Annotated in this window: 19 protein-coding genes and 3 pseudogenes; 8 read left to right on the top strand and 14 right to left on the bottom strand. The window is 68.8% G+C overall.

Features of this window, described 5'->3' with window-relative positions:
• Positions 1–308 precede the first annotated feature (308 nt).
• Positions 309–806: a peptidylprolyl isomerase gene (locus ACW4TU_RS00570; RefSeq protein WP_457423456.1), complete on the top strand. Its 498-nt coding sequence runs from the start codon at positions 309–311 to the stop codon at positions 804–806.
• A 72-nt stretch (positions 807–878) separates the two neighbouring features.
• Here ACW4TU_RS00570 and ACW4TU_RS00565 read toward each other — a convergent pair whose 3' ends face one another.
• Both ACW4TU_RS00565 and ACW4TU_RS00560 read right to left on the bottom strand, forming a co-directional pair.
• Positions 879–1,082, bottom strand: a complete 204-nt coding sequence (locus ACW4TU_RS00565) for a hypothetical protein (RefSeq protein ID WP_457423454.1) — start codon at positions 1,080–1,082, stop codon at positions 879–881.
• A gap of 443 nt (positions 1,083–1,525) precedes the next feature.
• The gene (locus ACW4TU_RS00560; protein WP_457430630.1) at positions 1,526–2,638 is read right to left on the bottom strand and encodes a S1 family peptidase; all 1,113 of its coding nucleotides are present in this window, start codon (positions 2,636–2,638) and stop codon (positions 1,526–1,528) included.
• A gap of 521 nt (positions 2,639–3,159) precedes the next feature.
• On the opposite strand from ACW4TU_RS00560, the gene ACW4TU_RS00555 reads away from it, so the two are divergent.
• A complete protein-coding gene (locus ACW4TU_RS00555; RefSeq protein WP_457423452.1) occupies positions 3,160–3,285 on the top strand; it encodes a hypothetical protein in 126 nt (41 codons plus the stop codon).
• Positions 3,286–3,453: 168 nt separating this feature from the next.
• Positions 3,454–6,666, top strand: a complete 3,213-nt coding sequence (locus ACW4TU_RS00550; protein WP_457423450.1) for an alpha-L-rhamnosidase — start codon at positions 3,454–3,456, stop codon at positions 6,664–6,666.
• Positions 6,667–6,687: 21 nt separating this feature from the next.
• Here ACW4TU_RS00550 and ACW4TU_RS00545 read toward each other — a convergent pair whose 3' ends face one another.
• Positions 6,688–6,957 (bottom strand): hypothetical protein, encoded by a 270-nt coding sequence (locus ACW4TU_RS00545; RefSeq protein WP_457423448.1) that lies wholly within the window; start codon positions 6,955–6,957, stop codon positions 6,688–6,690.
• Positions 6,958–7,110: 153 nt separating this feature from the next.
• Here ACW4TU_RS00545 and ACW4TU_RS00540 point away from each other — a divergent pair.
• Positions 7,111–7,251, top strand: a pseudogene (locus ACW4TU_RS00540) (IS5/IS1182 family transposase); the annotation flags it as partial.
• 55 nt (positions 7,252–7,306) lie between these two features.
• Here ACW4TU_RS00540 and ACW4TU_RS00535 read toward each other — a convergent pair.
• The 5 genes and pseudogenes from ACW4TU_RS00535 to ACW4TU_RS00515 all read right to left on the bottom strand — a co-directional run bounded on the left by ACW4TU_RS00535 (position 7,307) and on the right by ACW4TU_RS00515 (position 13,165).
• Positions 7,307–8,677: an IS4 family transposase gene (locus ACW4TU_RS00535; RefSeq protein WP_457430628.1), complete on the bottom strand. Its 1,371-nt coding sequence runs from the start codon at positions 8,675–8,677 to the stop codon at positions 7,307–7,309.
• A 346-nt stretch (positions 8,678–9,023) separates the two neighbouring features.
• Positions 9,024–9,974 (bottom strand): CU044_5270 family protein, encoded by a 951-nt coding sequence (locus ACW4TU_RS00530; protein ID WP_457423446.1) that lies wholly within the window; start codon positions 9,972–9,974, stop codon positions 9,024–9,026.
• Positions 9,971–10,729: an RNA polymerase sigma factor gene (locus ACW4TU_RS00525; RefSeq protein ID WP_457423444.1), complete on the bottom strand. Its 759-nt coding sequence runs from the start codon at positions 10,727–10,729 to the stop codon at positions 9,971–9,973. Before ACW4TU_RS00525 ends, ACW4TU_RS00530 begins: the two co-directional genes overlap by 4 nt.
• Positions 10,730–11,398: 669 nt before the next feature.
• Positions 11,399–11,786: pseudogene (locus ACW4TU_RS00520) on the bottom strand (alcohol dehydrogenase catalytic domain-containing protein); the annotation flags it as partial.
• 1,196 nt (positions 11,787–12,982) lie between these two features.
• Entirely contained in the window at positions 12,983–13,165 is a 183-nt protein-coding gene (locus ACW4TU_RS00515; protein WP_457423442.1) for a hypothetical protein, read from the bottom strand.
• A gap of 336 nt (positions 13,166–13,501) precedes the next feature.
• Between ACW4TU_RS00515 and ACW4TU_RS00510 the strand changes: the two genes are divergently transcribed.
• A complete protein-coding gene (locus ACW4TU_RS00510; protein ID WP_457423440.1) occupies positions 13,502–14,488 on the top strand; it encodes an ArsR/SmtB family transcription factor in 987 nt (328 codons plus the stop codon).
• A 388-nt stretch (positions 14,489–14,876) separates the two neighbouring features.
• On the opposite strand, the gene ACW4TU_RS00505 is transcribed toward ACW4TU_RS00510, so the two are convergent.
• The 6 genes from ACW4TU_RS00505 to ACW4TU_RS00480 form a co-directional block, all read right to left on the bottom strand.
• On the bottom strand, positions 14,877–16,193 hold the full coding sequence (locus ACW4TU_RS00505) for a JmjC domain-containing protein (RefSeq protein ID WP_457423438.1): 1,317 nt from the start codon (positions 16,191–16,193) through the stop codon (positions 14,877–14,879).
• Complete coding sequence (locus tag ACW4TU_RS00500) at positions 16,190–17,272, bottom strand: cupin domain-containing protein (RefSeq protein ID WP_457423436.1); 1,083 nt, start codon at positions 17,270–17,272, stop codon at positions 16,190–16,192. Before ACW4TU_RS00500 ends, ACW4TU_RS00505 begins: the two co-directional genes overlap by 4 nt.
• A 110-nt stretch (positions 17,273–17,382) precedes the next feature.
• Positions 17,383–19,893 carry a DUF4135 domain-containing protein gene (locus tag ACW4TU_RS00495; protein WP_457423434.1) on the bottom strand — a complete coding sequence of 837 codons (2,511 nt, stop codon included), beginning with the start codon at positions 19,891–19,893 and terminating at the stop codon, positions 17,383–17,385.
• A gap of 40 nt (positions 19,894–19,933) precedes the next feature.
• Entirely contained in the window at positions 19,934–20,089 is a 156-nt protein-coding gene (locus ACW4TU_RS00490; RefSeq protein WP_457423432.1) for a hypothetical protein, read from the bottom strand.
• Between the two features lie 185 nt (positions 20,090–20,274).
• Positions 20,275–20,580, bottom strand: a complete 306-nt coding sequence (locus ACW4TU_RS00485; protein ID WP_457423430.1) for a hypothetical protein — start codon at positions 20,578–20,580, stop codon at positions 20,275–20,277.
• A 49-nt stretch (positions 20,581–20,629) separates the two neighbouring features.
• A complete protein-coding gene (locus ACW4TU_RS00480) occupies positions 20,630–21,205 on the bottom strand; it encodes a peptidase inhibitor family I36 protein (RefSeq protein ID WP_457423428.1) in 576 nt (191 codons plus the stop codon).
• Between the two features lie 205 nt (positions 21,206–21,410).
• Between ACW4TU_RS00480 and ACW4TU_RS00475 the strand changes: the two are divergent.
• From ACW4TU_RS00475 to ACW4TU_RS00465, 3 genes and pseudogenes are all read left to right on the top strand, one after another.
• Positions 21,411–21,633, top strand: a pseudogene (locus tag ACW4TU_RS00475) (CoA-transferase); the annotation flags it as partial.
• 890 nt (positions 21,634–22,523) lie between these two features.
• Positions 22,524–22,964, top strand: a complete 441-nt coding sequence (locus tag ACW4TU_RS00470; RefSeq protein WP_457423426.1) for a VOC family protein — start codon at positions 22,524–22,526, stop codon at positions 22,962–22,964.
• A gap of 635 nt (positions 22,965–23,599) precedes the next feature.
• A complete protein-coding gene (locus ACW4TU_RS00465; protein ID WP_457430627.1) occupies positions 23,600–23,821 on the top strand; it encodes a hypothetical protein in 222 nt (73 codons plus the stop codon).
• Positions 23,822–23,921 lie beyond the last annotated feature (100 nt).

Here is a 23,921-nt window from a genome sequence, read left to right as displayed (position 1 = left end):
CCCACCAACCCGGCCTGGACGAACAGATCGTGCAGACGGCCATCGACGGCTACGCCCGCCGGTCGGCCGCGGCCGGACGATGACCGCCGACCTGCGTGCGCTGCACCCACGCGAGATCGACGACCAGGCCGTGGTGCGCCCGCTGACCCGAAACCGTACGACCTCCTCGCTCGTACGTACGAGCCCGCCTCGCCGCCGACGCCCTGACCGCCCGGGGCCACGCCCTGCGCCGCTCGCGCCGCCTGGACTTCCGCCCTCCGCCGCACACCTCCCCCGGCGGTGCGCCCGCGGCGTGGCAGGATGTCCCTGTGTCTACCAACGTATTCTTCGACATCACCATCGACGGCGACTCCGCGGGTCGCATCGTCTTCAAGCTGTACGACGAGGTCGTTCCCAAAACGACGCAGAACTTCCGTGAGCTCGCCACCGGGCAGCACGGCTTCGGGTACGAGGGCTCCGGCTTCCACCGGGTCATCCCAAGCTTCATGCTCCAGGGTGGCGACTTCACCCGTGGCGACGGCACGGGCGGCAAGAGCATCTACGGCGAGAAGTTCGCCGACGAGAACTTCAAGCTCAAGCACGACAAGCCGTTCCTGCTGTCCATGGCGAACGCCGGCAGAAACACCAACGGCTCGCAGTTCTTCATCACCACCGTTCTCACCCCGTGGCTCGACAACAAGCACGTCGTCTTCGGCGAGGTCGTCGAGGGCCAGGACCTGGTCACGCGGATCGAGTCCCTGGGCTCCCAATCCGGTACCACCCGCGCGAAGATCGTCATCGCCTCCTCGGGCGTCGTGGGCGAGTAACACCCCTCCTGCTGAGGTCCGCCGGTCCGCCTGCCGCAGCCTTCGGTCTGCGGCAGGCGGCCACGGGCCCTCTCATGGCGCGGATGTTTCCTGCGGCTCCTCCGCTGCTGGCCGCGCCGGGCGGATGCCCCAAAGCAGGGGTGGTGCCAGGACCGCCGCGGCCCCGACCGACACCACCGTGCCGATCTCGGCCACGTGCATGACGCCTGTGAACGCATCCGGGGCCGCCGCGTCGAGCGACTCGTCCGTACGGGCGGGCGGGTGATCGGCCACCACCAGCGCGTTCCCCGCAGATCCCGCCCGTGTTATCCACATCCTGCGCGCTCTGCTAGGTCTGATGAAGCTTGAGCCGACCGCTGACGGATGATCTACCCCGCAGACTGCTGCCCACGACCAGCCTGAGTACCCCGGAGTGGAGATCAGCTGCCGCGACTGTAGCGGTGCCTTCGCGGACGGCGCCGGTGCCGGCTCCCGACGCAGTCCAGGTCGCCGCCTTGTGGCACCTCTGGCCCACAACCTCGCCGAGGCCGTGAAGAGCCTTGTTGGCGAGCACAGCGCCCATCTGTGCGAACCGCCTCCGCCCCGGAGGTGCCCCCCGGCTTCCTCCGCATGCCCGCGTCCCACCGCCGGAACCATGTGGGGGGTCCAGTGGGTCTGGCGAAACGTCAGGCGGGCTCCATCGTCCAACCAATGCAGCCCGCCCTTGTGTTGATGATCCGTCAGGCCGTGTGCAGCGTCAGTCCGTACCGGCTGAGGATCTCGTTGATGGGCTGGAACCAGGTCTGGCCGCCGGTGCCGCAGTTGCCCCAACCGCCGGAGGTCACGCCCTGTGCCTGGTCACCGCTGATGAACGAGCCACCGGAGTCGCCGGGTTCGGCGCAGACGCTGGTCTTGGTCATCTGATACACCGCGCCCTGGCTGTAGTTGACGGTCTCGTTGTGGGCCTGGACCGTCCCGCAGTGCCAGTGTGAAGTCGACCCCGAACGGCAGATGGACGCACCCACGGGCGCTACGGCCGAGCCGCGCACCAGCTGGTCGGAGACGGTGCCCCAGCCGAGCACGACCGGTACGGTCCACCAGCCGCTGCCCACGTTGACCCAGGCGTAGTCGTTGCCGGGGAACGAGGAGCCCTGGAAGTTGCCGATGTAGGAGCCGTCCCAGCCGCTGACTCCGGCGCCCGCCTGTCCGCAGTGTCCGGCGGTCACGAATCCGCCGTACACCGAAAACCCTATGGAGCAGCGGACGTTGCCCGTGTAGTACGGGTCGCCGCCGACGGTTCCGGCGGCGAAGGTCGTGGGTGCGCCCGCAGTCTCCTCCACGGTGACGGGCCCGGCTTCGTGGGCACGGGCGAGGAACCGCTCGACATCGTTGTCGTCAAGCTGGCCGGTGACCACACTCACGACGACCGAGCCGGCCTTCGGATCGGCGTGCCAACTGCTGATCCCCGCGGGAGCGGAGAGCTTCTCCAAGCGCGTCTGGGTCGCGGCGAGTTGTCGCGAGCTGTGCGTGACAGTACGGACGGTCGCGCCGGTGGCCCGTACGGCGCGGAGGGTGGCGGGGGACGCGTCACCGGTGACGCCGACGGTCAGTTTTCCGCTCGGGGCGTCGAACCAGGAGCCGCCGTAGGAGGCTCCCGCGGCCCGGCGGGCCTTCGGTTCGGTGGCCGTCGCCGTCCTCTCCGCGGCGATGCGCGCCACGGCCTGGGCTTTTGACAGGCCCAGGTCGCGCTGCATGGCGGAGAGAAGCCCCGCGGAGGCGGGTGCTTTGGTGGTGGAAGGGGAGTCGCTGGCGGAGGCGGGCAGCGAGCCTGCCGTCGCGAACGTGCCGAACATGAGCAGCGCGGCCAGACAGGCGCGCGTGATCGTCGTGCGTCTCAAGGGAGTTGCCCTTCGTTGTTCCAGCAAGGTGGGGGTGGAACGGAGGTGCAATGAGAGCGCTCTCACACGTGTGGCTCGGCAGAGCGTAGCGTCTGACCATGGGCAGGTCCATACCAATACGTAGCCCGAGTGTCACCCGATCGGCAGTAGCAGGGAGCGGCTGTCGCGTCCAGGCAAGGGCGGGGCGATGTCTGCGTCCGGCGTCTGGCCTGCCACTGCGGGGCGTTCGGCGGCGACGTTCCTTCCGGAGTGCGCCACCCCCTGCCTCGGCCTGCTGGCGCGGCCCTGTGCTCAAGGCCGCCTGGTGGGCCTGGCGCACCCACGGCAACGGCGACGAGGACCACGATGTTGATACCTGCCGAGGCGGCCCCGGCCTGGGGACGTTGCCGCCGTCATGTTCGCCAACGGCGGTGGCACCTTCGGCGTGCACTGGCGTGCACGTTCCCGGTCCTCGCCACTGTCGGTGCGGGCGGCGGATGGACTACGCCAGAGTCTTCCTCGCCCTGCTGGCCATATGGTGCTTCGCCGGCAGGTTCTTCGCCACCCGCCCCGTCATCGCCAAGGCTCCGACCCTCGGGTGCGCCGGCTTCGCGCTGCTGTGATTGAAACCGTTCAATCGCCGATGTCGGGGACGCGTGGGGCGCCGCTGGTCAATTGTGTTCGCCCGACGGCTTGTCAGGAAATTCCTGTGCGTTCCATTGACCCCTGTCTCATACGCCCCTACGTTCACCGCCGTGAATCGATTCATCGTTTCTATGTGAGGGGCCGTAATGATCAGCAGGAGGAACATCCTGGCGGCCGCGACCGCCACAGTGGCCGCCGCCGCGGCCACCGGCGCCGGATCAGCGGGGGCCGCACACGCGTCCACGCCGGTCCAGGGGGGTACGCGCCGTGGCACCCTGCGCATCACCACGCCGACCGTCGCGTACGTCCAGCACCCCCTGGGCCTCGACGCCCAACGCCCGCGACTGAGCTGGCCGTTGGCCTCGGACAAGCCGGGCGTGAGCCAGAGTGCCTACCGGATCCGCGTCGCCACCAGCGCGTCGCGGCTGTCCCACCCGGATGTCTGGGACAGCGGAAAGATCACCTCCGGTGAGTCCGTCCTCGTCCCGTACGCGGGTCCCCAACTCGAGCCGCGCACCCGCTACTTCTGGTCGGTGCGGGTATGGGACGCCGCCGGAGGCGCCTCCGGCTGGAGCGCGCCGGCGTGGTGGGAGACCGGCCTCATGGACGCCGCGCAGTGGTCCGCCCGATGGGTCTCCGCTCCTCCGGCCCTCACCGACGCGCCCTCGCTGGCGGGCTCCGCGTGGATCTGGTTCCCCGAGGGTGAGCCGGCCAACAGCGCGCCCGCGGGCACCCGTTGGTTCCGTCGTACCGTCGATCTCCCGGACGGGATCACGGCCGCGACACTCGCCATCAGCGCTGACAACGTTTTCGCCGCCTCCGTGAACGGTGCCGAGGTGGCCCGCACCGACCTGGCGACGGAGTTCGAGAACTGGCGCCGGCCGGCTGTCCTCGACGTCCTTGCCCAACTGCGTTCCGGGAAGAACGTCCTCGCGGTCTCGGCGGCCAACGCGAGCGTGGGACCCGCCGGGCTGGTCGCCGTCCTCACGGTCCACACGACCTCCGGCGAGCAGCGGATCGTCACCGACGCCTCCTGGAAATCGACGAACCAGGAACCCGCCGCCGACTGGCGTGCGGCGGACTTCGACGACAGCGGCTGGCCCGCGGCGAAGGAGGCGGCCGCCTGGGGAGCGGGGCCTTGGGGGAGGGTCGTCCCGGCGTCGTTCGCCGCCAACCAGTTGCGGCACGAGTTCAGGCTCCCTCGCAAGAAGGTGGCGCGCGCCCGCCTGTACGCCACGGCTCTCGGCCTGTACGAGGCACAGCTCAACGGCCGCCGCGTGGGCCGTGACCAGCTCGCTCCCGGCTGGACCGACTACCGCGAACGCGTCCAGTACCAGACGTACGACGTCACCAAGCTCCTGCGGCCCGGCGCCAACGCCATCGGCGCATGGGTGGCGCCGGGCTGGTACGCGGGCAACGTCGGCATGTTCGGACCTCACCAGTACGGCGAACGCCCGGCGCTGCTCGCACAGTTGGAGGTCGAGTACGCCGACGGAACGAGCGAGCGCATCACCTCGGACACGGATTGGCGGGCAACCTCCGGGCCGATCGTCTCCGCCGACCTGCTGAGCGGCGAGACCTACGACGCACGCAAGGAAACCCCCGGCTGGACCTCACCCGGCTTCGACGACCGGACCTGGCTCGACGTCCGTACGGCCGGCGACGCGGCCCCCGACCTGATCGTCGCGCAGGTGGACGGGCCCGTCCGGGTGGCCAGGGAACTCCCGGCCAAGGCGGTGACCGAACCCAGGCCTGGCGTCTTCGTCTTCGATCTCGGCCAGAACATGGTCGGGTCGGTACGGCTGCGTGTCTCGGGCGACGCGGGAACGACCGTACGGCTGAGGCACGCCGAGGTCCTCAACCCGGACGGCACCCTGTACACCGCGAACCTGCGCACCGCCACGGCCACCGACACGTACACCCTCAGGGGCGGTGGCGAGGAGACGTACGAGCCGCGCTTCACCTTCCACGGCTTCCGCTATGTCGAGGTGACCGGGTTCCCCGGCACCCCCTCGGCGAAAGCCGTGACCGGTCGCGTCATGCACACCTCCGCGCCCTTCACCTTCGAGTTTGAGACCGACGTCCCGATGCTCAACAAGCTGCACAGCAACATCACTTGGGGGCAGCGTGGCAACTTCCTCTCCGTGCCGACGGACACCCCCGCGCGCGACGAGCGCCTCGGGTGGACGGGTGACATCAACGTCTTCGCACCCACGGCCGCGTACACCATGGAATCGGCCCGCTTCCTCACCAAGTGGCTCGTGGACCTGCGCGACGCCCAGAACGCCCAGGGCGCCTTCACCGACGTGGCGCCGATGGTCGGCACGGTCGGCAACGGCGTCGCCGGATGGGGTGACGCGGGCGTCACGGTTCCCTGGTCGCTGTACCAGGCGTACGGGGACCGGCAGGTCCTGGAGGATGCCTGGCCGTCCATCCAGGCATGGTTGACGTACCTGGAGCGGAACAGCACCGGCCTGCTGCGGCCGGACGCGGGTTACGGCGACTGGCTGAACGTCTCCGACGAGACACCCAAGGACGTCATCGCCACCGCCTACTTCGCCCACAGCGCCGACCTCGCGGCCCGGATGGCCCACGAGTTGGGCAAGGACCCCACCCCCTACCTCGGCCTCTTCGCGCGCATCCGGACGGCGTTCCAGAACGCCTACGTCACCGCCGACGGCAGGGTGAGGGGCGACACACAGACGGCCTATGTCCTCGCCCTGTCGATGAACCTGCTGCCGGACGCGCTGCGGGGTGCGGCAGCCGACCGTCTCGTCGCGCTCATCGAGGCCAAGGACTGGCACCTGTCGACGGGATTCCTCGGTACGCCCCGGCTGCTGCCCGTCCTCACCGACACCGGCCACACCGATGTCGCGTATCGGCTGCTCCAGCAACGCTCCTTCCCGAGTTGGGGCTACCAGATCGACAGGGGCGCCACCACCATGTGGGAACGCTGGGACTCCATCCGGCCCGACGGCAGCTTCCAGGACGCGGGCATGAACTCGTTCAACCACTACGCCTACGGCTCGGTGGGGGAGTGGATGTACACGAACATCGCCGGTATCTCGGCGGGCCGACCCGGCTACCGCGAGATCGTCGTCCGTCCGCGCCCGGGCGGCGGAGTCACCACCGCCCGTGCCGCGTTCGCCTCGGTCTACGGCCCGGTCTCCACCCGGTGGCAACAGCGGGCCGGCGGCTTCGCCCTGACGTGCGCCGTGCCGCCCAACACGACAGCCGAGGTATGGATCCCGGCGGCTGCTCCGGGGAAGGTCACCCACACCCGGGCGACGTTGCTGCGGCAGGAGGACGGCTGCGTGGTGTACCGGGTCGGGTCCGGCAGCCACCGCTTCACCACGTGACCCGCCGCCTGGTCCAACGGCTCATTTCAGCGGTGACTGAACGATGGCCACGGTACCGATCGTCACGATGAGGGTCCGCAGCACCGCGGGAACGAAGCGGCGGCCCACTCTGGTTCCGATCCGGTCGCTGATCGCGGAACCCGCCGCGATCAGCGAAACGGCAGTCCAGCCGAAGTCCGCCGCGAAGGAAGAGAAGGAAGAGGAGTAAGGACGCGGCGACGGCGTTGACCACGGCGGCGCGAGGACGTTCTTCGCGGCGTTGAGGCGGTGCAGCGTCTCGTCGAGGAGCATGCTCCTCGGGGACATGTGGATGATCTCCGGCCGTGTGCGTGGTGGTCCTCCGCGCCGAACCGGCAGATCTCCTGAACGACAACCCGGTTGGGTGTCCGTCGAGTTGGGGATCAGACCCGGTCGGAGGACCACGACGCCATCATCACTGCCTAGTTGGTTCCATATTCTGCCGCACTTGATCTACCGCATGCCTCGGTCGAGTGCGGCAGGACGCTCATCGTCGCGCGCGAGGGTGACCGACGACGCGAACTCCCACCGCACCAGCGTGCGTTGGTCGGCCTGGTGTACCTGCGCGACCGGGTCGGGAACGGCCGGGCCGACTACTCCCACAAGCACCAACGCCGGTAAGTTACGGGCCCGTCGGCTGCGGCGCCTGAATGGTGATCTTGTACTCCGCCCTGCTCAACGGCGTTCTGCTTACTGCCCGGGCGTAGGCGAGAGTGCCTTTGCGTTCGCGGGTCTTGGTGCGTCGCCGGCGCTCAAGGCGGGGGCTGGACCAGATCTCGTGGAAGACGTCGAGGAGTGCTGGCGGGGTGCCGCGGCCAACGCTGCGCACGAGCGCGCGGAGCGTGACGGTGAAGGAGATGCGGTCCGGGTCCGCAGGGACGTCCTCGGGGTTCTCGCGTGCTGCGCGGGCCCGGATGATCTGCACGATCTGGTAGACGATGAGCAGCGCGTACAACTCCTGGGCGACGCCGTTGGGTTCACCTGAGCGCAGCACATTCCGCATCCCGCTCAGGTGGATCTTCAGGTCGGCATAGCCGGTCTCGGCTTCCCAGCGCTCCGCGTACAGCTTCACGATCTGTAGCGCCGGGGCTGTGACGTGGTCGAAGAGAGTGGTGATCAGCAGGTAGGACTCGCTGCGGGACTCGCCGTGCTCGGGGACGACGGTGATATCGGCCTGGATGACGCGGATGGGCATGCCCGCGTCTTGCCGGGCACGCACTCCGCGTCGCTGGGGGCGCACGCCTTTGGCCCGGGCCCTGGCGATCAGGTCGGGAGTGATCTGGTTGGCGGCCGGCAGATGAGAGAGGTACGAGCCGTCGGGCAGGCGGCGCAGGACCGGCAGCCGACGGTTGGCGATGGCCCGAATGATTAGATCGGCGCCGGTGGCCCGGACGGTCGCGACGTGCGCGGACCCCGAGAAGTACCGGTCCGCCAGGACCAGCATGCCCGCGCGCAGACACCCGCCGTGCACCAGCTTGCGCAGCAGCGCTCCCTCGCTGGTCGAGCGGCCGCCCCATGCCGCGTCGAGGATGGCCCGGGTGCCGCACGCGATCAGAGTCAGCACGCGGATCTGCGGGCAGCGGCCCGGATCCTTGTTGCTGCGGCCGGGAGCCGGGCCGAACGCGGCGCGGTTGGGCACGGTGTCCGGGACATCGAGGGTCGTGCCGTCCACGGCGGTCGTCAGCAGAGCCAGATCGTGCCCGAACGCGGTCGCGCCGGGATCTTCCGGTCCGCAGTGAGCACCCCGTAACAACAGGAACAGGGACTTCAAGGGCTCACGGCCAAGGCGGCGACGCGCCTGCACCGCCGCCGGCGCACTGGGCACCCGCAGGTGGCGGGCGCCCGCACGGTGGTGCAACTGCTCGAAGAGCATGCGCAGTACTTCCCGGTAGCCGACGCTCGGATACAGCCACAATGCGAGCACCAGATACAGCGTCACCCGGGCCGGCAGCTTACGGACGCGACGCTCCCGGCGGCCGCACCGGGTGATCACCTCGTCGATCAGGGCCGGTGGGACGATCTCGGTGACGGCTCCCAGCGTCAGTTGCCCGGCGACTGGTGCGTACCGGGAAGCGTGGGGTTGGCTTGCGGAAACGGATTCTGCGGCAGGAGCATGGGTGGGCAACAGGGCCTCCGTGGTCGGCGGATTTCTTGGTCGAAACCAGTCGACACAGGGGCCCTGTTGCCACGTCAAGGACTCTGACGGGCCCGTAACTTACCGGCGTTGCCACAAGCACCACCGCCACGGTGAACGTGCAGTTGGTGACCGATCCGGACAGCCGGCTGCTGTGGATCTCACCCGCACCGCCGGGCCGCCTTCCTACCGCTTGACCCGCGTTTCAGTTGCCCGGTGTCTCACCGATCCTGTCCACGACTCCGGCGCCTAGCAGCGCCACCTCGTCCGAGCCCAGGTAGTTGAGGGACTGCTCGTCGAAGACCCAGGTGTCATGCCTGTCGCCGTCCTTGAAGCTCAGGCCGATGCCCGGGCGGCCGGCGATGTCCTTGGCCTTCTCGACCACCGAGACGCCCGGGATCCTCGCCGCAGCGCGGTAGAGCGCGGCGTCCACCTCGGGAAGGAGTGTCGCGTCGGCGAGCATGTCACCAATCATCTCCAGCGCCGCACCGCGGTTGATCGAATCCTTGTCCTTCGTGTCGTCGTAGATCTTCTTGAGCAGCGCGTCGGGGTCAGTGGGCAGTGCCTCCAGCTCGCGGTACGTGGTGACGTTCGGGTCGGCGGACAGCCTCATGTCCTCCGCGACGCCCTTGGGCGTCCGACTCCCCGGGAGGTTCGGGCCCGACAACACCGTGATCCGGGCCAGTCCGGAGCGCTTGCCGTTGACGGCGGTCCAGTTCGAGCGGCGGTAGATCTGGGTGCCGCTGTCCTCTACATCCGTGATCTCCAGGGAGCCCTGTATGTTGACGTAGATGTACTGATCGTCACGGACGGTCACGGACTTCTTCGCGGCGGCAACCGTGGCGATGCGGTTCAGGAGGTCGACCGCTTCCTGGTCGGTCGTAGGAGTTCCCGATCCGACGCTGCCGACGACGACTGCCGTGGCGACCGCGGCGGCGGTGGCAAGGGGCACGCCGATCATGGCGAACCGGCGGCGGGGAGCAGACTCGCGCGACCTGGGCGACGCGGGCGTCGCGGTCTCCTGGGTGTCCTGGACTTCCTTGGTGAGCTCTCGCATCAGATGGTCCTTCAGCAGGTTATGGCGGTCGATCGTCAGGACCGGTTCACCCGGGGTCGGCAGCAGCCTGGCCAGTTCTTCGCGCTCTTCGGGGTTCATCGGTGCTTCTCCTGTGTCGACCGGGCCGCTTCGGAGCGGCCATTCGGTACCTGTCCGGTGCGAGGGAAGAGTCTCGGCTTCTCTGGCCCGAGCGGGACCACCGCTGATGTGGGGGCACTTGGCGCTTGCGGGCTCACCGGTGGACGCCGGCCGGACGTACGCCGAGCCAACTCCGCCTCCGACAAGTGCCGCAGGCGTTGCCTGGTCCGGGAAAGCCGCGACCGCACGGTGCTGGCGGGCACGCCGAGGGCCTCACCCGCGGCCGCGTAACTCAGGCCCGACCAGACGCACAGGGCGAACACCTCTCGCTCGGATCTGCGCAGCCGGCCGAGCGCGGTGCGCGCGGCGGCGAGTCGTTCGGCGTCCTCCATACGGCCGACGAGTTCGTCCGCGAAGTCGAGCACGGTGTCGTGGTCCGCCGGGCGGTCCGGGAGCCGGGCGAGCGCGGCGCTGTGCCGGCGGGCGGCTCGGCGGGTGTTGCGCATGACATTGGTGGCGATGCCGTAGAGCCAGGGCCGCAGACCGTCGCCCTCGGGGAACCCGGCGTCACCTTCGACGGCCACGGCATCGGGTCTCAGCTTCTCCCGCAGCCGCCACGCCTCCAGGAAGGTCAAGGACACCACGTCCTCCGCGACGCCCAGGTCTCCTGTCAGCCGTGCGGCATGGCTGTATACGGCCCGAGCATGCGCACCGAACAACTCGGCAAAGGCCTCCGGGTCGCCGGCCCGTATCTGATCACGTAGGGAAAGTTCCACAACCACCCCTGTCCGCTCGGCACTCCTCGTCTCTGTGGCGGCGCTCACAGCCCGCCACACCAAGTTCGCGTCGAGGACCACTGACTACCTGGACGACGAGCTGGGCACGACCGTACGCACGCGGAGGACGCGTACGACACAAGCGCACCCCTGTTCGTACTGTTGACCACGTACGCGGGGGCCGGGCGCAGGTTCTCCAGCCGGAGCCCGACACCGGGCCGTACGGTCCGGCCGGAGGCTCCGGTGTCCTCCGGGCGGCGATGGTGGCCAGGGTACGCAGGTGCTCGGCCTCGTCCGGTTCCAGCTGGAGGGCAGGGGGGGAGCTGACGACGCTGATGCTGGGCCGGGTCCCCTTGCCGCGCTCCGGGCGGACGTAGCAGTCGATGCTGATGCCGGAGAGCGTGGCCAGTTCCTCTCGGCGCAGGCCGGGATGCGGCGTGGACCGGCGCGGTCAGCAGCCCGGCCTGCCCGGGGGACACACGGGCGCGCCGGAAGCAGCCCAACTCGGCGCCGTACTGCGGGTGAGGCGTCATGCCTCCAGGGGCAGATCCACGCACACAGGACCTGGGACGGTCGCAGTGCGCAGTGGAGCGCCCGCGTCGTCGACGTCGCCGTACCGACCCAGAACAGGGGAGGCGGCAAGACGGAGATCGGCGGCGGACGGCCAGGTATCCGTTTGGCGGCCAGTACCGCGCACAGTCCGACCGCGCCGTCACCGATCACCGACTTGCCGGGCGCTACCCGGGACGTCACGACGCCGTGGTGGTGGGTGCAGTACACGTCGGACAGGGTCAGCAGGGACGGCAGCAGCGCCGAGTCCTCGGAGACCGGCAGCTTCACCAGAGTGCCCTGCGCCTCCGGGACGCGGACGGCCTCGCCCTGACCGCCGTCCACACCGTTGGGGCCCCACTCGCTGCCGTGACGGCAGGAGGTGTGCAGCCCTTCGGTACAGAAGTCGCAGGTGTTGTCCGCCCAGACGAAGGGTGCGACCACCAGGTCACCGGACTTCAGCCCCGCCACCTCCGAGCCGATGTCCCTCGACCACACCGAGGAACTCCGCAGTGACGACCCATCCGCCTCCTTTTGGCCGGCTTCGGCCTCAGCCCGAGTTCGCCCAGCCGTCCCGAACTGGGCAGATTGCCGAGATGCCCGGTCGCGGCTGACTGAGCATTATGAAAAATCGAGGCGTGACGTTTTCCGATCTAGTTCGGAAAACGGCCGACGTATGGAATCACGCCTTGGGTAAATGCTCTCATTGGTCCTATGCGTAGATGGGGGGCGAGCCGCGGCGGCTGGTTGCTGTTTGTCATTGTCGCCATCGGCGGATCAGCAGCGTCCTGGGTGGCCCGCCTGCTTCCAGGCATGGTTGGCGGGGCGCTGATTGCGTCGGCCGCGACAGTCGGTGCGGTGTTGTCGCGACGGGGTGAGCAGCTCATTGACGACAGCGCGCAGCATGTATGGGAAACGAAAGAGAAACTGTTGCGCGATCGGCGGGGCCGGGTGCCGAGGGTCCGTGATGTTGATGATCTCATTGCGATCGGTGTTCACCCCGTGGCACCCGCTGGTGATTCCCACACGAACGTCGCCAAAGCCACTCCGTTCGTACGCCGAGACCACAGCCATGAGGTTGAGGCGGCGCTCCGTAGGCACCGTTTCGTGCTGGTCGTCGGGGAGTCGACCGCGGGCAAGTCACGAGCGGCCTAAGAGTTGTCCCGTAACTGCTGGTCAACAGTGAGCCGGTGGCGCCGACCGACGTCAGCCGAAGAGGAGGTCGACGTCCTTCTCGACGCAGAGCTGCAGGACGATTACGAACTGGCGGGCGTCGTCGAGGTGCCGTTGGAGGAGCGGTTCGATGCTTCCCTCTCGAGGCACTGACACTCTCAACCGCCGCAACCGCAGACAGTGCTCGGGCGCTGGGGCACGACCACGTGCTTACGCTCGCAGGACGACATCAGCAAGCCCTCTGGACCGCTCGATCCGGTCAAACCGGCGAAGCAGTCGAGCGGTTCGGAACCCTGCTCACCGACTGCGACCGATTCCTTGGGCCAAACCACCCACTGACCGAGAACTGCAGGACGCAGCTCACACAGCCCAGCCCAGCGAGTTGGTACTACGAACCGCCATCCTGGTGACCACCCCGCCCTCGACCCGCTGGGGCCGTACTCCGGGTAATCGTCGGACATCGCCCGGAAGGCGACGTCCGGGCGCAGCAGCAGACCCGTGGTCACCTCGCGGCAACGTGTTCGTCGCGGGTCAGCTCCTTGGCGGCGCTGGCACTCCGATGTCTTCGGCCAGGCGGAACAGCGAGACCTTGACCGTGAACAGTTCGTTGCCCCGCTCCTGGCCGCCGGACTCGCGCATCGGCTCGACCTCAAGCGCGTCGTCACCGATCGTGAACTGGACACGGCTGGCACCGCCTGGTGCGACGACGTACACCTACGACGGGCTGGGCGGCGTGGAGACGGCCACCAAGACGGCAGTGTCGGAGCCACGCCGTACGGTCGCAACCATGGCCGTCGTACCGCCCCCTGACCGAGCCGACGGCTGCTGAGAACGATGATCCGTTCGGCCCGCGCCGACGACATCCGCTGGAACGAACAGCGCGCCGACTTGCGCCCCGTGTCCACATGTCACCCCGCCGGGCCGGCCACGGAGCGCCGTGATCGGGAGGCCTGACCTGGCGGGGGGACCGTGGCCGGATTGATCGTTGTCGGGCTTCCGTCCAGATCCGAGACTGCTGTAACAGTAGTGACGCGAAGAACGGGGCGAGCGGTGAAACGCATTCACTTCACGGCGGAGGACCTGGCGCGGATCCGGGTGGCCACAACGATCGGCGTTGCGGCGGAGACCTTCGACAGTGTGAAGCTCTTGAAGGACCGCGACCCCGGTCTCGCCTTCCGCCGCTGGCAAGTGTCGGTACGTGGACGACTGGGCGAACAGGCCGGCCCACTCACCGCGTTGATCCCCGCACGCGGACCGCTGGTCGACGTGGCGAGCCTGACGGGCCACACGGCCTCCATCGACGAAGCCGTGGACAATTTCTTGGGAGCCTCACGTTCCCTGATACGCATCGAACTGGAGAACATCGACTTTCATCCCGCGCATCGCTCCTGGGCCCGCAACCTGGTCGACGGCGACCGGGAAGTCAGGCTGCAGGTCGCAGCGGCTCTGCGAGCTTGCCACAACGCGACCGTCGCCCCCTACTGGAACAGGGTGCGCTCCCATCTGAGCGAGGTCCGGGCAGCGTACATGGCCACGATGGCCGAGGGCGGAGTCGAGAAACTCCTCACCACACTGTGCAGCCCAATGATCCGCTGGCGGCCTCCGGTGCTCGAAGTGGTCCACGCAAGCGACGTGGACATCCATCTGAACGGACGAGGTCTCGTCATCGCGCCGACGATGTTCTCCACCCAGCAGGTCGAAGTGCTGCAGGCGCCTCTGGATCCGGCCCGGGCACCCGTTCTCGCCGTCCCCACCGTCAATGGCGCCCTGCTCGACACAGCACTGTGGGGGGACGCCGGCGAACCCGCGCTCCATCCACTCGACGACCTGCTGGGGCGTACCAGGGCCGCGGTGCTGAGGGCGACCGCTGACGGGTGCAGTACGACGCAGTTGGCCCGCTGCCTGAACATCGCGCCGGCGACCGCGAGCCACCACACCACCGTGTTGCGCAACGCGCACCTGATCACCACCCGACGCGAGGGCAAATGGGTCATGCACACCATCACGAGACTGGGCCTCGCCCTGCTGGAGCAATAGTTCCCTTCGCCTGGCGAGCGGTCTGGGCAAGAGCCAACGACGTACCCCGCCGGGCGCAATGTCACCGGCGTTCCTCGAAACCTCGGGGGCCGTCCGCCGACGACACCTGCGTGGGGCATCACTGACCGTGCTCTCGCCGGCAGCTCGGCGCGAGTCCACTTCAGCGACGGTGCCGTACTTGAGGCGATCTGCTGCTCCTCGCATCCAGCGGAGGGCAGGACGGCAGCCGCGAGGCAGCCGCGCGTCGTCGTCGACGAGCCGGGTGCCGGATCCACCGTCGCACCCGCCCCAAGCGGAACGCCTGTCGAAGGCGATATCGCTACGGTGGAATACCGCATGTCTCAGGAACGCGTGAGCGGCTCGTCGATGGCGTCTGGCGCTTGGTCCTTCAGCGTTCGATCGGTGCGCAGGGAGTCCAAGGCTCGCGGTGGAGTGCTCCGAAGCTCTCCAGCTGTTGCAACAGGGCACGGGCCGCGTCGCGTTGTGCGCCTGGTGAGACGGCTCCCACGAGAACAGACACCCGCACCGGGCCCGTCGCGGTCAGTGCCTGGGCCAACCGGTTCATGTCGCGGTGCTCGAGCGGGGTGCGGGTGTGGTGACCGTTCGTCGCGCAGAGAGTGCCGCCATCGCTGTCCGGGGCCCAGAAGATGTGTGCGTGGTGGTCGGCGCGAAGGCGGTCGGTGTCGGCGAGGGGACGCGGTGGGGCGGCTGTCGGCACGGGTTCGAACCCGCCGGCTGTCCAGCGGCGCAGGGAGACCGTGGTCACGCGGCGGGCTATCCGGTCCGGTTGGGCGAAGGCATACAGAGACTCCACCGGGGCGGTGAGTCCTTCGGGAAGCGTGGGTGAGAGGAGGCCGTCGACGCCGGGACCCGGTGCGGTGACGGGAACGTCGTGGAGGGGGAGCAGGTTGTCCAAGCTGCTGCGACCGGTGAGCCGGTTCGGGTCGAGGTCGGCGAGCAGAGCCTCCAGCTCGTAGCCGACATGGTGCTCGTCCCGGGGCACGCCGACGTTGACACTCGTCGCGGGAGCCGCCGTGGCGCTCTCGCCGACATGGTAGTAGTCGGCCGGCCAGTACAGCAGGTCGCCGGGGCCGACATCGGCGGTGAACGACTCCCTGTTGTGGGCGGCGTAGTCGACCTTGGTGGAGACGGGCTCGTCCCACGGCCTGCGCGGCCAGAACCGCATGCGCTTGCGGCCACGGAGCCCGAACATGAACGTGGCGAAACGGTCCTTGTGCACACCGACAGGACTGTGCTCGTAGGTGCCGTGGAACAAAGTGGTGATGGCGCCCGTCAGGGGCAAGCCGACGACGTCCCACAGTCCGGCGAAGAAGGCCCGCTCGCGCGTCCATACAGCGGCATCGAAAGTGTGAAAGCTGTTGACCACGAGAGCGTGCCGACGGCCGTCGAGGCGAGCGGCGAGGCGAGTGTCGTACGCGTCGAAGGAGCCGTCCTCGGTGGCGGGCAGCAGATCGTCCGAGATGTCCCGCTGGACGCGCTCGACCGTGAACTGCACATGGGACGGCATACGCCCGTCCACGCGTGCGGACCGGCTGCCGTGCACGGCAGCACGGAACACCTCCCCTGCCGCGAACGGGGCGGGGGAGCGGGGCAGAGAACGGAACAGCACAGGAGACCGGTCCCAGTACCGTTCCACGAAGATGCTCCAGGAGAACTCCGTCTCCACCGCCACAGACCCGCTCACGCCGTGTCCTCCTGTCCGTCCACGTCCACGTCCACGTCCACGCCACGCAGCGTGTACAGCTTCTTCAGCAGGGCCAAGACCAGTGCGTCACGGTCCGGTCCGGCTACGGCGCACAGTTGCCGGACGGTGGGGGTGTCGCCCTGGTGCAGGCGGTTCAGGACGCGCTCGCCCAGGCTGCCGCGAAGGTGGAAGGCATGACCATCGACCGCCCAGAGCCACGTCCGACCGTCATCGAGTGGCATGCGGACGACGGTGGAGGCCGGCCGCAAGCGGTCGTCCGGCGAGAGACGGACGGGGGGCCGCGGGCCCGGGACCGGCTCCAGCGCGCCCGCGCTGACCCTTCGTGCCCATACGGCACTGAGGGCCTGGTTGAGCTGTGGCGTCGCGGTCGTCTCCCGCAACAGCTCTGCTGTCTCCGCCAGTTCCGGCATATCGGGTGGCGTCGGGACTTGGCCCGGAGGGAATGGCAGGTACGGGACGCGGCTCTGGCCGCGCCGCTCGTGAACCATCGCGGCCACGACGTCCTTGACGCCCGCGTTCAGCAACCGGGGGTCGCGGGGAACCAGGAGGCGCATCGCCAAGGTCCGTGACTCGAAGTGCACGCGGTGTGGTTGGCCTGCCGGCCAGTGCAGCAGGTCGCCGGCCCCGGCGGTGAGGGTGGGCCCGCCCTGTGCGTCGCGCGGGGTGGCGGTCACGGTGCCGTGCAGTACCCAGATCAGCGTGGAGTGCAGCGGTCCCTGCGCAGGGCCTTCGCCCTCCGTGATCCGCTCCCCGAGAGCGAGTTCCGTGATGGCCGGCAGGACGGGGTAGCCTGCCCGCTCCCACAAGGGCGCGACCAGAGAGCGTACTTGAGCCCACAGGGCGTGGTCGAGCACGAGTGGTTGCTCCACCACGAGGAGCCGGCCTCGTCCCTCCATCCGCTGGTCGAGCCGCTCGCCGTACCGCTGGGCGGAGGTGTCGTGCGGGCCGGGCAGCAAGTCTCCCGGCGCCCGGATCCGCCCGCCGTCGATAAGGAAGCGGACGTCCGGCAGGGCCTGGAACCGGGTCCCCACGCGGAACGGCCGTGCGGCCTCGACCATCGTCGTGTAGGCGCGGTGGGCGTCGACGACGCCCTGGCCGCCCGGCGCGGGTACGACCCCGGGTCTCCGCTCCCAGTGGCGGGTGGTGAAGTGAGCCCACCGGGACTCGCTCAGCCGGTCTGCGGCTGGTACCGGCCGCGCAAGCGGGTGGCGTATCGGGCGAGTGGTTCCATCCTCAGACTGCGCCGGAGTTCGTCCACCCGGTCGGGTTGCTCGATGGGGCACGGCTCCAGTTTTCCTTCCTGCAAGCGGAACTTGGTCCCGTACAGCTGCGGCCGTCCTTCCCGGATGCGCAGCGCGTCGGTCACGTAGGCCACCTGCCGCCAGGGCAGATCGCCGTTGCGGGCGGCCTGTTCGATGAGCCGGAGGCACTCGTGCTGGAAGTCCAGCGGTCCCTCGGCGTGCTGGACGAGCCGGCAGGCCGCGGCCGCCGCGGTCGGGCCGACGAGCGCGCGCCCGGGCCAGCCGTGCCGTTCCACGACGTCTTCCAGCCAGCGGACGGCCATACCTGTGAGGGTTCGGAGCCTGTCCTCGGTCTCCTTGTCACCGAAGCCGGACGCGGTCCAGCGGGTGCGCAGTGTCGCGTCCACCCGGTCGATCGTCAGGAGGCGGCGCCGCACGTCGAGCGCGGGGGCTGGGCGGCCGAGGGGCTCGGTGCGGATCCTGACAGTGTCCCGGTCCCAGGTGTAGACGACCCGGCGCCGGGCCTCCGGCCAGTCGAACGCGGCCTCGCCGGTGTGCCGGTCGGTGAGTCGGACACGTACCCCGTCTGCGTGGTGGGCGCACGGTTCCACACGGTCGTACACGTAGTCCACCGCGTCACGCAGTGCCACGCCGAGCCCGGCCAGATCGCGGCCCCGGCCGTCACGTACGGCGGTTGACGGTGGCCACTGCGGGGATGACCTCACCGCCACGGGAGTGTGCGGCGAGCCGATGCGCATCAGTGGGCCGCCGCGGACGGGGCGGAAGAAGTAGGGGACGTCCAGAGCGTCCAGCTGAGCGGCCTCGTCCGGGCCGAAGACGGCGTCGGGGGTGGCCTTGGCTCGGGTGGCTCCGGTTCGAGCGGCAGGAAAGGAGGGCACCGCGGCAGCGGGTCGGGTTCGGGTCGTGTCGCCGGTGTTCGGCGTTGCGTCCTGTACGGCATCGGGTGCCGCGGCGATGCCCGGTCCTGTCCCGGTGAGCCGGTCGGCGAGCAATTCGGTGTACGCCGCTGTCGGTTGGAGCAGGACGCGGACGCAGCTGTCCTGTCCGGCGCGTGTCAGAAAGCCACGGATCGCGTCATGGTGGCGGCACATCAGGGTCCAGGCGTCGAACATGCCGCGGAGGAAGACGGAGAGGTAAGGCCCGTATCCGGTGCGGCCCTGAGTGTCGGCGACCACCGTGCGGGTCCGGGGGCGCGCGCATGGCCGGTTTCGTCTTACCAGCCGCAGGCCGCCACCGGTGGTGTCGGTGAAGTGAGCGACGGGACCGTCCACCGTGCACCAGCGGGCCTGGTCCTCGAGTCCCGGGTGGTGATGGTCCCCGGCTTCGGCATCGGCGATCAGTCCGGTGTCGTAGAGGCGTTGCAACGGCGCGAGGAAGATCTCCAGGTCGACGGGGTAGTGGAGGGGTTCCTGCTGTCCGGGCCGAGTCCCGGACAGGACATTGCCTTCACCCAGGTCCACGATGCCGAACCGGAAGGCCGCAGCGGTGAGAGACCCCGCTCGATGCCAAAAGCGTTCCGCCTGTCGGCGGCCGAGCCTGGTCCCGGCGAGCCGCCTTCCAGGTGCCGAACGGATCACCCCCCACTGCGAAGGCGGCTCGATCCATTCCTGCCAGGTGTACTCCAGCCGGTCGGGGCCGGTGCCCGCCGTGCAGCGCAGGACGGGAAGGACGACCGGTCCCGTCACGGGCGGCAGGGAATTGAGGAAGGCGAACACCGAGTTGTCGGAGGCGAGGAAGAGCAGTTCGCCGCCTGGTGGGCGGGGTTTGTAGGCGACCGAGCCGCCGCCGCTCATGCTCACGCGCAGGATCCTGCGGCGCCCGTTGTGTGTCTCCCCGCTCTGGGCCTCGATACCCGTCACGGGCGTTCGCAGCGAGGGCTGGTCGAACCAGGGGCCGCTGACGTCCCGGGCCAGACGTTGCAGGAACTGGTCCAGGAAATCCGTCCAGCGGACGTGCTGCTCGTCGGCCGCATAGGGGACGCCCGCGGCGCAGGCGATGAAGACCTCGGCCACGAGGGGGCCGAAGAGGTCGCCGTCGGTCACGTCGAGCAGACCGGGAGCGAGGAGCTCGCCGTACCGCGTCGTGGCCCGGTGACACCACGTGTCAAGCGCGTCGAACAGCCCGGTGAGCGGGGCGAATCCGGGTGTGGCGAAGGCCGCCGCCAGGACGGCCGCATCGCTGTCTCCCGCCAAGAAGCGCTCGTGTACGAGTAGGCCGTCGTCGGTGGGTCGCATCACCGCGGGGAACAGCCGACCGGTGGTGCCCGCCCGTACGGCCTCCAGCACTTTTCCGGTGGCGGCCGAGTCGTGCGGACGTGTGTGCTCCGAACCGGCCGGCGGTGTCGTGTCCCACAGCACCTCGATCATGGTGTTGTGCCTCCCGTGCGCGGTGCCGCCCCGCATGTCGCTGAGCGGCACCGCGTGCTCTCCAGTGGGGTTTCCTGGCAGTGGGCCAGGATCAGACGCAGTACCAGCCGATACACGTGCCGGCCGCGGCGCCGGTGCGGTCCGGGATCTGCTGCTCCAGTTCACCGATGAAGAGGTCGAGGTCCTCCTCGGCGGAAGACCGGCTCTCGGGGCGAACCTGAGTGTCGTGGGCAGGTGCGTGGGTCACGATGGTTCCTCCTGGGTTGACGGTTTTTACCTGATTCGTGCTCCGGATGCACGCATGTGTTCGGCCGATTCAGGCCGGAGGAGAGAACGAGCTGAAAACCGCCCGGTAAAGGGATTCGGGCATCCGGTGCTTCAGCTGGTTTCTCGAGGAAGGTGCTGTGTTCGCTTTTCGGTGGGGCCGCGATCTCACACGAACACGGCGCTGATATCGCCGCTGAAGTATCCGCTGCCGGCCCAGGCCCATGAAGTGTTGGGGGCGCTGACGATGTTTCCGCCGATCGTGGTGCAGCCGCCCGCGCTGCACGCTGTGCCGACGACGTAGTAGCGGCCGGTATTGCAACTGACCCCGACGTACTTGCCGTCCGAACTCCTGTAGGTGCTGCATATGGCGCTGGCCTGGTTCGACTGGGCCGCGACCGGAGTCGCCAGACCGATGGTGACCGCGGAGGCGGCGGCGCACAGGGTCGCCACGAGACGAGCTCGGGTCTTCATGTCGGTTGTTTCCCTTCCTGAGGGGATCGGGTATCTCGGTCGGGTTCTGTCAGCAGTTCTTGACCCAGTGCACCCAGTACCAGGGAGCGTCCGGGTCCTGCGAGAAAGCGCCTTTGTCGTGCCATTTCGAGACGCCGTAGTCATCGAGGAAGTTCGCGACCGTGCCGGTGGACTGGTTGTTGATCCAGGATCCGTTTTCCAGCCATGGAATTCGATAGTTGAAACAGGCCCACATGTTGATCCTGTCGCCCGAGTACCAGGTGCCCTTCCATGCGCACATCGTGTTGCCGGGGCAGAGTTCGGATGCGGGTTTCCTGGGTGCGTTCACCGCCCGAGCCGTCTTCTCTCCCGGCAGAGTCAGCAGGATCTCACCGCGGTCGCCGAGGAGGATCCTGTTCACGGACACCTGCGTGCCGCCTGTGGCGGACAGGTAGGAGTTCACGCGCTTCTGAAGGCCATGCGCCTGTGCGCTGGTCAGTCCCAGTTCCTTCGCCTGTGCGCCGAACCCGGTCCGGGTGGGGCCGCTCGCGGCGCTGGCTGCCCCCGTCGTGAGCGCGAGCGTGCAGAGTCCCACCGCAACGGCCGTGATCACACCGCGTCCTGCCCCGTTCTGCATGGCCATCACGCCAATACCTCCATCAAGGGTCACAGCGGTTGGTCGACCCGCTGTCCACGACATGCTTCGTACGAAGGCATGTTCGACGCCATGTTTTCGATGCTGGTCGAATTGATGAGTCGCATTTCGGCCGCTGCCGAACGCGTCGGTGGTGTGTCGGGCACTCCGGTGGCCTGGGGCCGATCGATTGGAGCTGTGAGTACCTACTGGAGGAGGGCCTCACCATCGACTAATGGTGTTCCGCTCCTCGGCCCGCAGTTCAACCCGGTGGCAGCGATGGCCGGTCGCGTCACCGTCGCCGAGGTCGAGCATCTGGTGGAGCCGGGTGAACTCGACCCGGACGAGGTGTACCTGTCGAGAGTGCTCGTGCGGCGGGCGGTGCGGTCTCGCCCGACGATCCGGCCGCCGGGCGGCGGATCGAACACCGATGTGTGCGTTACGAGAGGGAAGGAAGTGCTGTGCCGCGGGCACGTACTGGCGACCGGGTGCCGGGCCCAGCAGCCTCCCGGGGCAGGTGGCACAGCAGAACAGGAACTGGCCCGCTGCCTCTACCTGGACCGGATCGAGGACACCCACCTGATGCGCCAGGTCCATGCGCGGATTGCGGAGTTCCGCGAATCCATAGTCACTCGCCCACCCCGCCGTTTCCCGCACTGATGACCAGGCCGACGGCGCGCTGCCCGGTGCCGTCGCTGCGTCCGCTGAGACATCAGGCGCCGACGCGTTGGTCACCCCGGCGCCGCGATTCGCCAGGGGTGAGGGTCATCCCGAATACGCAGGTAGCGCGCTGGGTGCTGGTGCCGGCCGCGGTCTACCGCTGTGTCAGCGGGTACCTCGCCGACGAGGTTCGGCTGGACGGTGACGTATCGGATCCTGCCCGGAGCCCAGTCCAGCGCTGATCTGCATTCCCGTCCACGGATAATCGGGCCCGCCGCGAGTCGCCGCGGCCCCCAGCTCGCGCCGGCGGGGCCCGGGCGGGTGCGGCGAGGGCGAGCGGCACGCAGAACTCCACCCGCCAAGGTGACCCGGCACCCGTGAACTGATGGGGGGGAGGCGCAACGCTCAGGCGCGCACGCTGCGAATCGTCGAGGAAGCATGGAAAGTGGGGATGGCATGCTGCGGCTGATCGTCTTCATGGGAGCGGCCACCTGCGCCGCACTCACCCTCGGTGGTGGCGCCCGGCTCGCGGGTCTGCTGCAGCCGGGATGAGGCGCGATCCAGTTTTTTCGGGTTCGGTGGTCTGAGGATGTCGAGAACGTGCCACCGGCTCCGTCCCAGGGACGTCGGCGGTCACCACCGGTCGCGCGAGGAAGAGGGAGAGACCAGCATGGCGATTCAGCGGATGGACAATGTCGGCATCGTCGTCGAGGACCTGGACGCCGCCGTCGCGTTCTTCGTGGAACTCGGTATGGAGCTGGAGGGCACGGCTGAGGTCGAGGGCCTCTTCGCCGACCAGTGCACCGGGCTCGACGGCGTCCGCTGTGACATCGCGATGGTCCGGACCCCGGACGGTCACAGTCGGCTCGAGCTGGCGAAGTACCGCAGCCCCGCGGTGATCAGCGCCGGGCCGCGCAACCGGCCGCACAACATTCTGGGCACGCACCGCGTCATGTTCACCGTCGACGACATCGAGGACACCGTTGCCCGCCTGCGCCCGCACGGCGCCGAACTCGTCGGCGAGATGGCCCGGTTCGAGGACAGCTATCTGCTCTGCTACGTCCGCGGCCCGGAGGGAATCATCGTCGGACTGGCCGAGCAACTGCGCTGAGAAGGAGGAACCGAACCATGCGGCCGAACGGGATCATCGAGGTTCGGAAACCGCCCGACCAGCCAGAAGCTGCCGGCCCTTGACGTGACCCGCCCGGCCTACGTCGCCAAGGACGGACCCTCGCGGAACGTACCGGTCGCCTTCATCTGGAACGGATCGCACATCGGCATTCTTACGACGAAGGACGCGCCCAAACCCCCGTGGCCACCCTCGCGCACAGGCTCCTGACACGACGGCACCAGTAGGCGGTACACACCTGAGTGTCTGGAGAACCGTCCCACTTCGGCTCCGCAGCACAGCCGGGCCGCAGATCGGGCAGGGAAACGGGGGTGGTCAACATCGGCTCCGGCGGCGCCCATGTCACCACCCATCCCTTCCACCCACCATGTCCACCACCCGAGTGGCTGCGCATCGCCAGGGGAGCGAGGTCTGCCTCCGCTCGCAGACGATACGCCCCGGCCGCTGCCCCCGAGGGCGTGGACATTACTGCTGGCCATCACGACCCCGCTCGGCACCGTGTGTACGTGAGATCTCTTTCGCGCTGCACAATAGTCGGTCCCGGTGGATGTGAGAGTGGGTGACGGTCAGCAGGGGCGGCGCCGTTGCCCGGCACCGAACTCGGGCCGGCGTACTGGATGTGCAACCTGCGGGAGTCGGTCCGGTTCGCCGCCACGACTGGCCGGCCGGCCGAGGACGGTCACGAGATCTTCGTCGAGGTCCGCGCCCATCCGGTGCTGCTCAGCAGTCTGTGGCAGACGATGGAGAGCACCCGGTCGGCCTGCGTCCCCGCGTTCGCGGCGAGGGCGGAGAAGAAGAACCCGCCAATGATCGCCACGCCGAGGGCGGCGCAGAGCTGACCGGCCGCGTTGATCAGGCCGGACACCGCACCGGCCTCCCGCGGCTCGACGTCGGTCAGGGTCATGCCGGTCAGCGGGGCCAGCAGCATGCGCATGCCGG

The organism is Streptomyces kryoterrae (assembly GCF_054072135.1).
This window is presented reverse-complemented; position numbering and strand designations above follow the sequence as displayed.

Bases quoted from the DNA above. Each gene is read 5' to 3' on its own strand.
- ACW4TU_RS00560 (WP_457430630.1), bottom strand. From the start codon at position 2,638: ATGTTCGGCACGTTCGCGACGGCAGGCTCGCTGCCCGCCTCCGCCAGC.
- ACW4TU_RS00555 (WP_457423452.1), top strand. From the start codon at position 3,160: ATGGACTACGCCAGAGTCTTCCTCGCCCTGCTGGCCATATGGTGCTTC.
- ACW4TU_RS00550 (WP_457423450.1), top strand. From the start codon at position 3,454: ATGATCAGCAGGAGGAACATCCTGGCGGCCGCGACCGCCACAGTGGCC.
- ACW4TU_RS00545 (WP_457423448.1), bottom strand. From the start codon at position 6,957: ATGCTCCTCGACGAGACGCTGCACCGCCTCAACGCCGCGAAGAACGTC.
- ACW4TU_RS00530 (WP_457423446.1), bottom strand. From the start codon at position 9,974: ATGAACCCCGAAGAGCGCGAAGAACTGGCCAGGCTGCTGCCGACCCCG.
- ACW4TU_RS00500 (WP_457423436.1), bottom strand. From the start codon at position 17,272: ATGGTCGAGGCCGCACGGCCGTTCCGCGTGGGGACCCGGTTCCAGGCC.
- ACW4TU_RS00485 (WP_457423430.1), bottom strand. From the start codon at position 20,580: ATGAAGACCCGAGCTCGTCTCGTGGCGACCCTGTGCGCCGCCGCCTCC.
- ACW4TU_RS00470 (WP_457423426.1), top strand. From the start codon at position 22,524: ATGGCGATTCAGCGGATGGACAATGTCGGCATCGTCGTCGAGGACCTG.
- ACW4TU_RS00465 (WP_457430627.1), top strand. From the start codon at position 23,600: ATGTGCAACCTGCGGGAGTCGGTCCGGTTCGCCGCCACGACTGGCCGG.